This window comes from Brevundimonas guildfordensis, assembly GCF_014836405.1.
Classification (GTDB): Bacteria; Pseudomonadota; Alphaproteobacteria; order Caulobacterales; family Caulobacteraceae; genus Brevundimonas; species Brevundimonas guildfordensis.
In genome coordinates this window covers 441,177-455,573 of the sequence record NZ_JACSQU010000001.1, presented here as the reverse complement: position 1 = coordinate 455,573, position 14,397 = coordinate 441,177, and the positions used below count along the sequence as shown (strand labels likewise).

Genomic DNA, 14,397 nt, shown 5'->3' with positions numbered 1-14,397 from the left:
ATTTTATCCCCAGATCAAATGTTGCCCGTTTGTTCTATGTTGCCCCTTTGTTCTCGTCAACTTCATTTCGCCAGAAAGCCGAGACGCGTCAGCGCGCCAAGGCCGCAGAGTTGGGCGACTGGGTCTTGCGCAGCAGGCTGGCCCGGAAAAACTCGACTGTCCGCGGACTTAGCTCCAGGTTCTGCGCGATCTGCTTGGTCGTCAGCCCCTCGACCAGCATTTCGGCGACTTGTCGCTCGCGACGGGTGAACGTCAGCTCTTCGCGCAACGGCGTCGAAGCCAGCGCCGCCATGCCCCGCCGGAGCGCGCGAACCAACTCCTCACCAGACGCGGGCTTGGGCAGGACGTCATCGACGCCTAACCGCATGGCATCGACCGTTGTCCGCACGTCGACGAAGGCGCTCACAATCACCACAGCGTGGCGGTTGAGGGCGCAGAACGCCGCCACCAGGTCCAGGCCTTCCACACCCGGCATCTTCAAATCCGCGATGATGCAGGTCGGCTCGGCGTCAGAGGCCCACATCAGGGCGTCAAGAGGTTCGTGAAAGCCGACAGCGGAAAAGCCTGCCTCGCGCACCGCCAGAACTGTCAGTTCCAGCAGCGATCGGTCATCATCGATGATGGCGACTTCAGTGATAGGGCGCCCCGCTCTGTTCGTGACCTGAGCATTTCGTTCGTCAGCTAGGCTATCAAGCATCATACGTTTGAAAATACGCAAGCTTTCCTGCGTGAAAACCTCGTAGTCGCACGCAGTTGATCCGCCTGTGCGCATGGCCAGCGGTATCTTCGATATGCCGCTGATGCGTTGAGGCTCGACGTGCTGCAAAGCGCCGTTTTTCTAGCTCGGCCTCCCTCCGGTTTCCTGGACGCCGCGCGATGGCCCGCACTGACTGACATGCGCCGCGACCAGGCGCGCAGCCTCAGCCTGGCCGGCGTCATGGTGACGGTCGACGGCGTCATAGTCTACGCGATGGAAGGGGCGTCGCCGGGGCTCGACGAGTTCCTGCGGCTACTGACCGTCAGTCCGTGCCAGGCCGTTCCGCATGAAGCGTGGCGCGAGACCGTGCGGTTCCGGCTTCAGAGGGTTCTGGCCATGTCCCAGCCGCCCCTGACACTAGACGAAACCGCAGCCCTGAGACGCGCGCTCGATCCGGGTCGGCGAGCCTATGGCCAGATCGCGCCTCTACTGGGGGCGGCCGCCTTGCGTTGGACTATGCGACCCTACAGCGAGCGCCTGACCCCCACGGACAGGCTAATCGCAGGCTAGTAGGTCTGGCTTTCCGCCGCCCGCTGCTCGAGATGACCGTCCTTCAAGGCGAAGACTCGGTCCATATGCCCCGCGAGTTCCATATTATGGGTGGCGATCAGGGCGGCCACGCCTGTCGTCTTCGCCAACTCGCGCAGGGCCTCGAACACCGCCTGACTGGTCACGGGGTCCAGGTTGCCGGTCGGTTCGTCCGCCAGCAGCAGGCGCGGACTATTGGCCAGGGCGCGGGCGATGGCGACGCGCTGCTGTTCGCCGCCCGACAATTGCGCTGGCTGGTGCGTGACGCGTTGACCGAGACCGAGCGCCGTCAGGGTCTCCGTCGCGCGTCGACGCGCCTCCCCTTCCCGCACCCCTGCGATGCGCATGGGCAGAGCGACATTGTCCAGAGCATCAAATTCCGGCAGCAGGTGGTGGAATTGATAGACGAAACCGATGCGGTGCAACCGCAGCCGCGTGCGCGCGCGCTCGTCCAGGCCGCCGACGTCCTCGCCGTCGATCAGCACCTGACCGCTGGTCGGCCGTTCCAACAGGCCCGCCGCGTGCAGCAGGCTGGACTTGCCGGAACCTGACGGTCCGATCAGGCCGACGACCTCGCCCGGCATGACCTCGAGATCAACGCCCTTAAGGACCGTCAGCCCGCCTTGCGCCGTCGGATAGGTGCGTGTGACCCCGCGCAGCGACAGGATGGCGCCGTTCGTCTCGGAGGCGACGACGGGCTTCTTCTTCAACAGCCTATTCAAAACGCAGGGCCTCCACCGGATCGATGCGCGACGCATTCCACGACGGCGGCAAACTGGCCAGGCAGCTCATGAAGAAGGAGAACACCGCGACCCAGGTCACGTCCCACGGGTCCACTTCGGCCGGCACGGAATCCAGCATGTAGACTTCAGCGTTGAACAGCTGGACCCCCAGCAGCCCTTCGAGGAAATGCTGGATCGCACCGATGTTCAAACAGAACAGCAGTCCGAGCACCAAACCTGCAATCGTGCCGCCGATGCCGATAGCTGCGCCCGACATGAAAAAGATGCGCAGGATGGACGACTGGCTAGCCCCAACGGTCCGCAGAATGGCGATGTCGCGCGTCTTGTTCTTCACCAGCATGACGATACCGCTGATGATGTTCATGGCGGCGATAGCGACGACCATGCCCAGGATGATGCTCATCGCCGTGCGTTCGACCTGCAGCGCACCCCAAATCGCGGCCTGCCGATTGCGCCAGTCAGTGACGACGTTGCCCGCTCCGGCCGCGCGCTGTACCGGCGCCAGAAGGCTCTCGACCTTGTCCGGCTCCGCCACCTTCATTTCGATGATGTCCCAGAGCCCATCCTTGCCGAAGAAAATCTGAGCCTGTTCCAGCGGCATGAAGATGAACGCGCGGTCGTAGTCCGCCGCGCCCGACGTATAGACGCCGCCGACGATATAGGTCTTCTCAAGTCCGCCCAGATTGCCGAACGCGCTGTCGGCGCCGGTCGGCGAATATAGCGAGATCGGATCGCCTTCGCGCAGCCCGGCTTCCTCAGCCAGGGTCTTGCCGATCAGGACGTGGTCGCCCCCGTATTCGCCTTTGCCGAACCGCTCGCGCGCCTCGGAGCTAAGGCTTTCAAAGACGAACTTCATTGAGGCCAGGTCCTGGGGCCTTACCCCACGCACCATGCCGCCGGTCGCCAGATTGCCCGCGCGGAACATGGCGGGACTTTCGGTCAAAGGCGTCACCGACACGACGCCCGGCACGTCGCCGATCCGCTTCAGCGCAGCGTCGCGATCGGGCGCATAGAGCACCGGACCCTGCACGTACATATGGCCGTTGAACGACAGGATGCGGTCCATCAGCGTGCCGCGGAAACCCGCCATGATGCTCATGACGCTGATCAGCACCGCCACGGCCAGCATGATGCCGATGAAGCTGATCATCGCGATCAGCGCCACCCCGCCCTGCTTGCGCTTGGCGCGCAGGTAGCGGAGGGCCAGCCCGATCTCCCAGCTGGAGAAGGGGCCGGACCCTTTCGATGCGGGCGGCGGAGCGGAGGCCGTCGCGGCGTCGGTCATTTCGTAAGCAGCTCCAGGGCGGCGTCCAGCGACAGGCTCTGCTTCTCGCCGGTGGCGCGGCGCTTCAGTTCGACGACGCCGTCAGCCAGTCCCTTCGGCCCGACAGTCAGTTGCCACGGCACGCCGATCAGATCGGCAGTGGCGAACTTGCCGCCCGGGCGCTCGTCCGTATCGTCGTAGAGGACGTCCTTGCCCGCCGCTTCCAGCTTGGCCACGGCCTCTTCGCACGCGGCCGAGACGGCCTCGTCGCTGGCGCGCAGGTTGATGACCACCACGTCGAACGGGGCGACCGCGTCCGGCCAGATGATGCCGCCGGCGTCGTGGCTGGCTTCGATGATGGCGCCCAGCAGGCGCGAGACGCCGACGCCATAGCTGCCCATGTGGACCGGGGCGTCCTTGCCGTCCGGTCCCTGGACGTTGGCCTTCATCGCCGCGGAATATTTGGTGCCGAAGTAGAAGATGTGGCCGACCTCGATGCCGCGCGCCGACAGGCGGTCGCCCTCGGCGGTCTGGGCCTCAAACTGGGACGCGTCGTGCATTTCCTCGGTCGCGGCGTACAGGGCGGTGCGCTCGTTGAACACGCCTTCCAACTGCTCGACGCTGAGGTTGTGGCCGGGCGCCGCCATTTCGACCAGCTTGCGGTCGCAGAAGACCTCGCTCTCACCCGTTTCGGCCAGGACGATGAACTCGTGGCTCAGGTCGCCGCCGATGGGGCCGGTGTCGGCGCGCATCGGCACCGCCTTCAGGCCCAGCCGGGCGAAGGTATTCAGATAGGCCGCGAACATCCGCTTATAGGCGATGCGGGCGGAGGCCTCGTCGATGTCGAAGGAATAGGCGTCCTTCATCAGGAATTCGCGGCCGCGCATGACGCCGAACCGGGGGCGACGCTCGTCGCGGAACTTCCACTGGATGTGGAAGAGGTTCAGCGGCAGGGATTTGTACGACTTCACGAAACCGCGGAAGATGTCGGTGATCATCTCCTCGTTGGTCGGGCCGTACAGCAGCTCGCGTTCGTGGCGGTCGGTGATGCGCAGCATCTCCGGGCCATAGGCGTCGTAGCGCCCCGACTCCCGCCAAAGGTCGGCCAGTTGCAGCGTCGGCATCAGCAGCTCGACGGCGCCGGCCTTGACCTGCTCCTCACGCACGATGGTCTCGATCTTGCGCAGCACCCGCAGGCCCAGCGGCAGCCAGGCGTAGATGCCGGCGGCCTCCTGCTTGATCATGCCCGCGCGCAGCATCAGCTGATGCGACACGATCTGGGCGTCGGAGGGGGCTTCTTTCAGGATCGGCAGGAAGTAGCGCGACAGGCGCATGGGAGGATTCTCGGCAAATTCAGTCAGGCCCGAGGTTTAGCCGGGCAAGGGGGACGAAAGCTAGAGCGCGTTCGCGTGGGTGATGTCGGGCAAGGGGCTCCAGCCGACCCAGACGAAGGCGACGATCACCAGCCAGACGATGATCGACACCCAGGTCGTGGTGATGAACTTCTTCTTGAGGTTCGGCGTCTTGGGGGCGCCCCACTGGGTCCCGTCCGTGGGGGGATCCTTGATCTGGTCCGACAGGCCGAGCGGCAGGATGGCGAACAACACGATCCACCACACCGTCAGAAATGTGGCGACCAGGGTGAAGGGGCCAAGGGGCATCGTCTCTAAAGTCCGTTCATCGCAATCATCGTCGCGGCGCGATAAGGAAGGGCGTCGCAACAAGGACGCTCTGAATGCCACAGATTACGCTGGAACACTCCACCCATTTCGACGCGACCGACTGGCGCGCCCTGGCGCTGGAGATTCATCGCCTCTGTGTTGACGTCGTCGGCGCAACCCTGCCCGCCTGCAAGACCCGCATTGTCCGCTGCGAAAATCTGATCATCGCCAACGGCGCCCCGGACCAGGCCATGGTCCACTGCGACCTGCGGATCCTCAGCGGCCGGACACAGGAACAGAAAACCGCGCTGGGCGAAGCGGTGCAGGCGGCTTTGCTGGCCGGCCTCGCGCCCTATGACGGTTCTAGCCAGATCTCCGTCGAGATCGGAAACCTTGATCGAGATAATTATCGCAAGACCGCGACAGGGGGTTGAGATGTCGGCGCTGGAAACCCGGGAAGGCGGGTGTCACTGCGGCGCCGTGCGGTTTCGCGTCGCCCTGAGCGACGGCTTGAGCACGGCTCGACGTTGCACCTGCTCCTACTGCCGGATGCGGGGGGCGGTGGCGGTCTCTAGCGCGCTGGACGGTCTGGAGATCACCCAAGGCGAAGACGCGCTGTCGCTCTATCGCTTCAACACCGGTACGGCCTCGCACTGGTTCTGTCGCCATTGCGGGATCCACACCCATCACCAACGCCGTTCCAACCCGCAGCAATTCGGGATCAACGCCGCCTGTCTCGACGACGTCAGTCCCTTCGACTTCGCCGAAGTTGTGGTGATGGATGGTCAGGCTCACCCGAGCGATACCGGCGTGGCCCGGATCGCCGGCGTCCTCAGATTTGAACCCAGCGACTGATCCTTACGGATGCGGCCGCCCGATGCCGTAGCGCGCCGCCCAGTACGGCAGGATGTCGTCATCCTGCAGGAAGCGCGCGCCCGTTTCCTCGCTAACCTCGGCGTCCGGCCAGTCGAACTCGCCGTCCAGCACCAGAAGGGGGCAGCTCTGGTTCGCCTCCCCCACCTCAGCGATCACCGCCGGGCGCGGGCGGGGGTGATCCAAGTAGGTCACGGTCAGGTGTTCGCGCAGGCGCGGATAAAGACCCAGCACCCCCTCGATCCGCGCGCCGGGCGGACAGAACCACGGCCCGCCCTGATCGTCGAACCAGTCCGCGTTCAGCAGATACAGCCTGTCCGCCATCAGAGCCTCAACACCACGGTTTCAACGATAGGACGACGGTCCCAGATCTGCTGGCTGGCCTTCTTCAGGGTCCGGCTGACGGCCTGTTCGATGACCATCTCGTCCTGGAGCGCCTCGCCCTTCAGACCGCGCACCGTGTTTTCGACGCGCTCGGCCATATCGTCCAGCACGTCGCCCAGAGGACGGTCGGCGTCGCCGGGCAGGCCGATGCCGCGCACGTCGATGTCGCTGGCGATCCGCCCGCGCTTATCCAGGACGAAACTGACGATCAGGATGCCATTGCTGGCTGCGTGCTTGCGCTCGCGCAGGGCCTCGCCGCCCTCCTCGACCAGCATTCCGCCATCGACGAACAGGCGGCCCGAAGGCACTTCATCGATGATGGCCGCCGGTCCGGGCGCCAGGCGCACCATATCGCCGTTGCGCGGGGTCACCGTTTCGGGGACCTGCATGTCCTTAGCGAGATTGCCGTGCTCGATCAGGTGGCGGCGCATGCCGTGGGTCGGCACGGCGATCTGCGGCCGGGCCCACTGATACATCTGGCGCAGTTCGTCGCGGCACGGGTGGCCCGAGACGTGGATGCCGGGGTGATCCTTCTCGGTATAGATGCGGATCCCGCGCTCGGCCATCTTGTCCTGCAGGCGGCCGATGGACAGTTCGTTGCCCGGAATGACGCGCGACGAGAAGATGCAGTGATCCCCCTGCCCCAGCTTGATGAAGGGATGGGTCCCTTCAGCCACGCGCGACAGTGCGGCGCGCGCCTCGCCCTGGCTGCCGGTGCAAAGGTACAGGATCTCATCGGCGGGCCAGACCCTGGCCTCCTGTTCGGACAGGAAAGGCTTCAGGTCGCTCAACATGCCGACCGACTTGGCGGCGGCGGTGATGCGGTGCATCGAACGCCCGGCAAGCGCCACGCGGCGTCCGGCGGCCTCGGCAGCGCGGATCACGCTGTCCATGCGCGCGACGTTCGAGGCGAAGCAGCCGACCGCGACGCGGCCCTTCAGGCCCTGGATCAGCTCGGCCAACTTGACCTTCACATCGCCTTCGGAGCCGGCGACGCCGTCGACGAAGACGTTGGTGGAGTCGCACACCATGGCCAGGACGCCTTCGTCGCCCAGCTTCTGGATGAAGTCGACGTCAGTGCGTTCGCCCACGACCGGATCGTTATCGATCTTCCAGTCGCCCGTGTGCAGCACCGTGCCCAACGGGGTCTTGATGGCCAGACCGTTCGGCTCGGCGATCGAGTGGGTGATGGTGACATAGGTCACCTCGAACGGGCCCAGGTTCACAGTCGAACCGAGCGGCGCTTCGTGCAGCTCGACGTCTTGATAGATGCCTGCGTCGCGCAGCTTCTCGCGGATCAGGAAGGCCGTGAACGGCGTGGCGTATAGCGGCGCCTGGATGCGCGGCCACAGCCAGCCCAGAGCCCCGATATGGTCCTCGTGGGCGTGCGTCAGCACGATCCCCAGAATATTCTCGCCTTCCAGGAAGGTCGGATCGGGCACGATCACGTCTACGCCGGGCGTGGACTGGTCGCCGAAGGTCACGCCCACGTCGACGATGATCCATTTGCGGTCGTGCGCCGGGCCGAAGCCGTAGGCGTTCAGGTTCATTCCGACCTCGTTCGAGCCGCCCAGCGGCAGGAAGACGAGTTCGTCGTTTTGATTATGCTTTTTCATACGGCCTTACAGATGGGAGTTCCGCCGCCAGATTTCGAGTAGGCCGCGGATGGTCAGGTCCGGATCAAACCGGTCGATAGAGTCGGTTGCGCCCTCGAACAGCGAGGCGACGCCGCCGGTGCCGATGACCGTCATGGGCTTGCCCCACTCGGCCTTGATGCGGTCCACCAGCCCTTCGATCAGGGCGATATAGCCCCAGAAGACGCCCGATTGCATCGATGTGACGGTGTCGCGCCCGATGACAGTATCCGGGCGCTGAATAGCGATGCGCGGCAGCTTGGCCGCTGCCTCGTGCAGGGCCTGCAGCGACAGGTTGATGCCTGGCGCAATCAGGCCGCCCTCAAAGGCGCCCGCGCCTTTGCCATTGGCTCCAGACACGACATCGAAGGTGGTCGCCGTTCCGCTGTCGATCAGGAGCAAATCGCCCTGATAGGCCTGCAGCGCGCCGATGGCGTTGACCAGGCGGTCGGCGCCGGCCTCGCTGGGCTTATGGATGCGCACCTCGATGCCCAGTTCGACGTTCTCGCCGATCACCAGGGGTTCGACGCTCAGATAGCGCCGCGCCAGGTTGCGCAGATTGAAGATCGACTGCGGCACCACGCTGGAAATGATGCAGCCGTCCATATCGGCCATGGCCATCCCCTGGCCCTGCATCTCGAACAGTTGGTGCAGCCAGACAGCGTATTCATCGGCCGTACGCATCGGGTCGGTGGCGGTGCGCCACTGTAGAATCCAGTCGTGTCCATCATGGACGGCGAACAGGGTGTTGGTGTTGCCTTGCTCGATCGCCAGCAGCATCAGGCGGTCTCTCCGAAGAAGACGTCGCCGGCGGAGATGACCCGCAGGCTTCCGTCCGGCAGTTTCAGACGCAGAGCGCCGTCGGCTTCGACGCCGTCGGCGATCCCGTTCAGAGTTTCGTGGCTCAAGCGCGCCGTGCACGGGCCGAACAGCCCCGGCGTCCGCGCGACCCAGGCGTCCAGCACCGGCTGAAAGCCCAAACTGATCCAGCGTTCCAACCAGACATCGAATGCTTCGGCCAGGACCTTGGCGCCGTCCTCCGTCGACGGCGTGGCGACGACGTCGTAGCGCAGATGTTCGGCGATGCAGGTGGCCGGCCGCTCGGTCCCTTGGGGCGCATGGGCCAGGTTCACGCCGATGCCGACCGCAAGCCACAGGCCGCCCGACGGCGACGGGCCGGATTCGATCAGGATGCCCGACGACTTGCGCCCGTCCAGCAGAACGTCATTGGGCCATTTGATGCTGACCAGCGCAGGCGGAACATATCGATCCAGCAGATCAGCCACCGACAGGGCGGCGGCGAACGTCAGCTGCGCCGCCTCGGCCGGCGAGCGGTTCAGCGTCAGCAGCAGCGTGGACGCCAGGTTTCCTTCCCGGCTGTCCCAGGCGCGGCCGCGACGGCCCCGCCCGGCGGTCTGACGCCGGGCCGCGATCCACAGCGGGCCGACCTCGCCTGCCTCGGCGCGACGACGCGCCTCGGCGTTGGTTGAGTCGGTCTCGTCGAGGATCAGAACCGGAGCCGCCAAGGCCCCTTATCCGATCCCGACGCCCGCGGCCGCCGCGCGCGTCAGCGGCTCCAGCCAGGTCAGGGCGATCAGCAGCACCGGGAAGCTGAAGGCCGCAGCCGCCCAGCCGATCCATTGCGCGCTGACCGGCGCCTTGTCCGTCGTCACGTCGAACTCCGGCGTGTCGAACCAAATGACCTTGATGATGCGCAGGTAGTAGAAGCCTGCCACAACCGAGGCCACCAGGCCGGCGGCGCCCGCCATCCAGTAACCGGCGTCGGCGGCTGCGCCGAAGACGTAGAACTTGCCCCAGAAACCCGACATCGGCGGAATGCCGATGGCCGACAGCGACAGGATCGTCAGGGCGACGGCCGTCAGCGGGCGGTCCTTCTTCAGGCCGGCCAGATCGGCGATCTTGCGGATCGGGCGACCATTGCGGCTCAGCGACAGCAGGATGGCGAAGAAGCCGATCTGGTCCACGACATACAGGGTCATGAACATCAGCGTCGCCTGGACGCCGACCTGGGTGCCCGCCGCAACGCCCAGCAGGGCGTAGCCGATGTTGATGATCGAGGAATAGGCCAGCAGGCGCTGGATGTCCTTTTGCATCAGCCCGCCGAAGGCGCCGACGGCGAAGCTGATCAGCGAGATCAGGATCACCACCTGCGCCCACTGGGCATGGGCCAGGCCGAAGCCTTCGATCAGGACGCGGATGATCAGGACCATGGCCGCCACCTTGGGCGCGGTCGAGAACAGGGCCACGACCGGGGTCGGGGCGCCTTCATAGACGTCGGGCGTCCACATGTGGAACGGCGCGGCCGAAACCTTGAACGCCAGGCCGCAGATCAGGAAGACCAGGCCGAAGATCAGGCCCGGGCCAGGATTCGCCGTGGCGAAGGCGGCGATGTCCTCGAACCGCATCGAACCGGCGAAGCCGTAGATCAAGCTGGCGCCGTACAGCAGCAGGCCCGACGACAGGGCGCCCAGGACAAAGTACTTCAGACCGGCTTCCGAGGCCTTCAGGTCGTCGCGGCGATAGGCGGCGAGGACGTAGAGGGCCAGCGAGTGCATCTCGATGCCGATGTAGAGCGAGATCAGATCGCCCGACGACGCCATCATCCCCATGCCGACCGAGGCCAGCACGATCAGGATCGGATACTCGAACTTGGCGATCTTGTTGCGGTGCATCCAGCTGTCGCCCAGCACCACGGCCACGGCGGCGGACAGGAAGATCACCGCCTTGCCGAACACCGCCAGCGGATCGGCCACATAGGCCCCGTTGAAGGCCGAGCCCAGCGGGCCGACGGCGGCCAGCACCGTCGCGACCAGCAGCAGCAGGACCGACAGGCCCGAGACCAGGCGGGTCGACTTCTCCCCGGCGAAGGCGCCGAGCATGAGCAGCGCCAGGCCGCCGACCGCAAGGGTCAGCTCCGGAGCCGAGAGATGAAGGGCGGAAGACAGATCAGTCATTATGCTCTCACCCGCCGATAGCTGCGCGATAGGCGGTCGTCAGGGCCTCAACGGTCGGCCCGGTGTAGTCGAGGACGGCGTTGGGATAGAGGCCCAGCCAGATGGTGCCGATGATCAGCGGCACGAAGATCAACAGCTCGCGCTTGTCGATGTCCGTGATCGTCTGCAGCGCCGGATTGGTGATCTCGCCGTACATGACGTTGCGGAACAGCGTCAGCGCATAGACCGCCGAGAAGATCACGCCCGAGGCGGCGATCAGGGCCGTCCAGGTCGAAGCCTGATAGGCGCCGGTCATGGTCAGCACTTCGCCGATGAAGCCCGAGGTGCCCGGCAGGCCGACGTTGGCCATGGTGAACATCAGGAAGATGGCCGCATACCAGGGCATCCGCGCCGTCAGGCCGCCGTAGAAGGCGATCTCACGGGTGTGCATCCGGTCATAGACCACGCCGACGCAGAGGAAGAGCGCGCCCGAGATCAGGCCGTGGCTCAGCATCTGGAACACGGCGCCCTGCACCCCGGTGTCGTTGCCGGCGAAGATGCCCATGGTCACGAAGCCCATGTGGGCGACCGACGAATAGGCGATCAGCTTCTTGATGTCGGTCTGACGGAAGGCGACCAGCGAGGTGTAGACGATGGCGATCACCGACAGGGCGAACACCAGCGGCGTGAACATCTGCGACGCCAGCGGGAACATCGGGATGTTGAACAGGATGAAGCCGTAGCCGCCCAGCTTCAGCAGGATGCCGGCCAGGATGACCGAACCGGCCGTCGGCGCCTGCACGTGGGCGTCGGGCAGCCAGGTGTGCACCGGCCACATCGGCATCTTCACCGCGAAGGAGGCGAAGAAGGCCAGCCACAGGATCGGCTGCACCGAGGCGTCGAAGGCGTACTGCTTCAGCTCTGGGATGCTGGTGGTGCCGGTCGTGTGGGCCATCCACAGCATGGCCAGCAGCATCAGGACCGAACCGGCCAAGGTGTAGAGGAAGAACTTGTACGCCGCGTAGATCCGGTTGGCGCCGCCCCAGATGCCGATGATCAGGTACATCGGGACCAGGGTGCCTTCGAAGAAGATGTAGAAGAGGAACAGGTCCAGCGAAGTGAACACCCCGATGACCAGCGTCTCCAGGATCAGGAAGGCGACCATGTACTCGACGACGCGCGTCTGGATCGACTTCCAGCTGGCCACGATACAGATCGGCAGCAGGAAGGCCGTCAGCAGGACGAACAGGATCGAGACCCCGTCCACGCCCAGATGATAGCTGGCGCCGGCGAACCAGGCGTAGTTCTCGACGAACTGATAGGCCGGGTTCGACGGATCGAACTGCCCGACCAGCACAACGGAAACCGCCAGCACCACCATGGTGGTGATCAGGGCGATCCAGCGGGCGGCCGGGGCCGCGGCCTCATGGCCGCCCTTGTTCAGCAGGCGCGCGACCAGGATCGCGGCCGCGCCAAGAAGCGGCAGGAAGGTGACGATGCTCAGAATGTGAGGCACGAGGCTCAGGCTCCCCACGTGAAGATGGCGAAGGCAAGGAACGCAGCCACGCCGATCAGCATCACGAATGCATAGAAGTAGACGAAACCGGACTGGAACCGGGACAGCCAGCCGCCCGACTTCAGCGAAGCCCAGGCCGCGCCGTTCGGGCCAAGGCCGTCGATGATCTTCACGTCGCCGATCTTCCAGAAGAAGTCGCCGATCGCCTTGGCGCCCTTCACGAAGACGGCGTCATACAGCTCATCGAAGAACCACTTGTTGTAGAGGAAGGTCCACAGCGGGCCCTTGCGCTCGGCCCACTGCTTGGCGACGCCTTCCTTCAGGACGTAGATCCAGAAGGCGACGGCCGTGCCCAGCAGCGTCACGATCAGCGGCGCCCACTTCACCCAGGTCGGGACGTTGTGGCTCTCGTGCAGGACGTGGTTGGCCTGAGCGACGAAGATAGCCCCGCGCCAGAACTCACCCTCGTGATGACCGATGAAGTGCGGGGCGAAGATCCAGCCCGCAAACATCGCGCCGACCGACAGCAGCAGCAGCGGCAGCACCATGACCCACGGGCTCTCGTGCGGCTTCAGCGGACCGTGGTGGTGATGGTCGTCGTGCGCGTGGACGTCGCCGTCCAGCGATTCGGAATGGGTCTCGATCTGGGCGTGCGACGCGTGGTCGTCCGCGTGATGGCCGTCGTCTTTCCACTTGGCCTTGCCGTGGAAGGTCATGAACACCAGGCGCCACGAATAGTAGGCCGTCAGCAGGGCCGCCGAGATGCCGATGACGAAGGCGAACATGCCCGCAGGCGAATGGCCGGTCGTCGCCGCTGCATAGGCGCTCTCGAGGATGGAGTCCTTGGAGTAGAAGCCCGACAGACCCCACACTCCCGGGATGCCGATGCCGGTGATGGCGACGGTCCCGATCATCATCACGACGTAGGTGATCGGCAGCAGCTTCGCGAGACCGCCCATCTTCCGCATGTCCTGCTCGTGGTGCATGCCGTGGATCACCGAACCGGCGCCCAGGAACAGCAGGGCCTTGAAGAAGGCGTGCGTGAACAGGTGGAACATGGCGGGCTGATAGGCGCCGACGCCCGCCGCGAAGAACATGTAGCCCAGCTGCGAACAGGTCGAATAGGCGATCACCCGCTTGATGTCGTTCTGCATCATGCCGACGGTCGCGGCGAAGATGGCCGTGATCCCGCCAATGATGGCGATGAACTGCGACGCGACGGGCGCGTGCTCATACAGCGGCGACAGCAGGCAGACCATGAAGACGCCGGCCGTGACCATGGTGGCCGCGTGGATCAGGGCCGACACCGGGGTCGGGCCTTCCATGGCGTCCGGTAGCCAGGTGTGCAGGAAGAACTGCGCCGACTTGCCCATCGCGCCGACGAACAGCAGCAGACCGGCCAGGTCCAGCGCCGACCAGGTGTAGCCCAGGAATTCCCAGCCCGTGCCGACCTTGCCTTCGATCAGCGGGAACAGCTTGGCGAACTCGATCGTGCCGAACATCCAGAACACGGTCATCATGCCGAGCAGGAAGCCGAAGTCGCCGACGCGGTTGACCACGAAGGCCTTGATCGCAGCCGAAGACGCCGAGGCCTTCTTGTACCAGAAGCCGATCAGCAGATAGGACGCCAGGCCCACGCCTTCCCAGCCGAAGAACATCTGTACGAAGTCGGCGGCCGTCACCAGCGCCAGCATCATGAAGGTGAACAGCGACAGATAGGCGAAGAAACGAGGACGGCTGTCGTCCTCCTTCATGTAGCCCCAGGAATAGAGGTGAACCAGCGACGAGACGCTGGTCACGACGATCAGCATGACCGCCGACATGGCGTCGATGCGGATCGACCAGTTCGACTGGAAGTCGCCGACGTGGATGAAGGGCGCGATGTGGACGGTGAAGGCTGCAAGCCCGCCCCAGGTCCACTGGCTGAACACGATCCACGAGACGGCGCACGAGAAGAACAGCAGGCCGGTCGTGACGGCCTGGGACGGAATATCCCCGATCCGGCGACCGAAGAAGCCGGCGATCATGGCCCCCAGCAGGGGGGCGAAGACGCCGAGAGTGACGAGAGTCTGGATAGTCACGG

15 protein-coding genes are annotated in these 14,397 nt (G+C 65.1%); 3 read left to right on the top strand and 12 right to left on the bottom strand.

The genetic code is table 11. The features are described 5' to 3' along the window. Positions 1–88: 88 nt before the first annotated feature. Entirely contained in the window at positions 89–826 is a 738-nt protein-coding gene (locus H9656_RS02190) for a response regulator transcription factor (protein WP_225212192.1), read from the bottom strand. A gap of 69 nt (positions 827–895) precedes the next feature. Between H9656_RS02190 and H9656_RS02185 the strand changes: the two genes are divergently transcribed. Beyond that, positions 896–1,267 carry a hypothetical protein gene (locus H9656_RS02185; protein ID WP_225212191.1) on the top strand — a complete coding sequence of 124 codons (372 nt, stop codon included), beginning with the start codon at positions 896–898 and terminating at the stop codon, positions 1,265–1,267. Here the strand turns inward: H9656_RS02185 and H9656_RS02180 are convergent. From H9656_RS02180 to H9656_RS02165, 4 genes are read right to left on the bottom strand one after another with little or no spacing between them, the layout of a single operon-like run. Continuing rightward, a complete protein-coding gene (locus H9656_RS02180) occupies positions 1,264–2,007 on the bottom strand; it encodes an ABC transporter ATP-binding protein (RefSeq protein ID WP_191742631.1) in 744 nt (247 codons plus the stop codon). The genes H9656_RS02185 and H9656_RS02180 overlap by 4 nt on opposite strands. After that, entirely contained in the window at positions 2,000–3,313 is a 1,314-nt protein-coding gene (locus H9656_RS02175; protein ID WP_191742630.1) for a lipoprotein-releasing ABC transporter permease subunit, read from the bottom strand. The genes H9656_RS02180 and H9656_RS02175 overlap by 8 nt, the downstream gene beginning before the upstream one ends. Next, positions 3,310–4,626 (bottom strand): proline--tRNA ligase, encoded by a 1,317-nt coding sequence (proS, locus tag H9656_RS02170; protein ID WP_191742629.1) that lies wholly within the window; start codon positions 4,624–4,626, stop codon positions 3,310–3,312. The genes H9656_RS02175 and proS overlap by 4 nt, the downstream gene beginning before the upstream one ends. Positions 4,627–4,686: 60 nt before the next feature. Beyond that, the gene (locus H9656_RS02165; RefSeq protein ID WP_191742628.1) at positions 4,687–4,953 is read right to left on the bottom strand and encodes a DUF1467 family protein; all 267 of its coding nucleotides are present in this window, start codon (positions 4,951–4,953) and stop codon (positions 4,687–4,689) included. 74 nt (positions 4,954–5,027) lie between these two features. On the opposite strand from H9656_RS02165, the gene H9656_RS02160 reads away from it, so the two are divergent. Together H9656_RS02160 and H9656_RS02155 are read left to right on the top strand one after the other, a co-directional pair. Further along, complete coding sequence (locus tag H9656_RS02160; RefSeq protein WP_191742627.1) at positions 5,028–5,387, top strand: 5-carboxymethyl-2-hydroxymuconate Delta-isomerase; 360 nt, start codon at positions 5,028–5,030, stop codon at positions 5,385–5,387. Between the two features lies 1 nt (position 5,388). Next, positions 5,389–5,808, top strand: coding sequence for a GFA family protein (locus H9656_RS02155; protein ID WP_191742626.1), 420 nt, complete (start codon positions 5,389–5,391; stop codon positions 5,806–5,808). Between the two features lie 3 nt (positions 5,809–5,811). On the opposite strand, the gene H9656_RS02150 is transcribed toward H9656_RS02155, so the two are convergent. Genes H9656_RS02150 through nuoL form a run of 7 tightly spaced genes read right to left on the bottom strand, consistent with a single transcriptional unit; the run spans position 5,812 to position 14,389 of the window. After that, the gene (locus H9656_RS02150; RefSeq protein WP_191742625.1) at positions 5,812–6,150 is read right to left on the bottom strand and encodes a DUF3088 family protein; all 339 of its coding nucleotides are present in this window, start codon (positions 6,148–6,150) and stop codon (positions 5,812–5,814) included. After that, the gene (locus tag H9656_RS02145; protein WP_191742624.1) at positions 6,150–7,826 is read right to left on the bottom strand and encodes a ribonuclease J; all 1,677 of its coding nucleotides are present in this window, start codon (positions 7,824–7,826) and stop codon (positions 6,150–6,152) included. The genes H9656_RS02150 and H9656_RS02145 overlap by 1 nt, the downstream gene beginning before the upstream one ends. A gap of 6 nt (positions 7,827–7,832) precedes the next feature. Continuing rightward, positions 7,833–8,627 (bottom strand): type III pantothenate kinase, encoded by a 795-nt coding sequence (locus tag H9656_RS02140; RefSeq protein WP_191743718.1) that lies wholly within the window; start codon positions 8,625–8,627, stop codon positions 7,833–7,835. Continuing rightward, positions 8,624–9,370, bottom strand: coding sequence for a biotin--[acetyl-CoA-carboxylase] ligase (locus H9656_RS02135; protein ID WP_191742623.1), 747 nt, complete (start codon positions 9,368–9,370; stop codon positions 8,624–8,626). The genes H9656_RS02140 and H9656_RS02135 overlap by 4 nt, the downstream gene beginning before the upstream one ends. A gap of 6 nt (positions 9,371–9,376) precedes the next feature. After that, on the bottom strand, positions 9,377–10,819 hold the full coding sequence (gene nuoN, locus H9656_RS02130; protein ID WP_191742622.1) for an NADH-quinone oxidoreductase subunit NuoN: 1,443 nt from the start codon (positions 10,817–10,819) through the stop codon (positions 9,377–9,379). 7 nt (positions 10,820–10,826) lie between these two features. Further along, positions 10,827–12,314: an NADH-quinone oxidoreductase subunit M gene (locus tag H9656_RS02125; protein WP_191742621.1), complete on the bottom strand. Its 1,488-nt coding sequence runs from the start codon at positions 12,312–12,314 to the stop codon at positions 10,827–10,829. A gap of 5 nt (positions 12,315–12,319) precedes the next feature. Beyond that, positions 12,320–14,389: an NADH-quinone oxidoreductase subunit L gene (nuoL, locus tag H9656_RS02120; RefSeq protein ID WP_318240614.1), complete on the bottom strand. Its 2,070-nt coding sequence runs from the start codon at positions 14,387–14,389 to the stop codon at positions 12,320–12,322. Positions 14,390–14,397 lie beyond the last annotated feature (8 nt).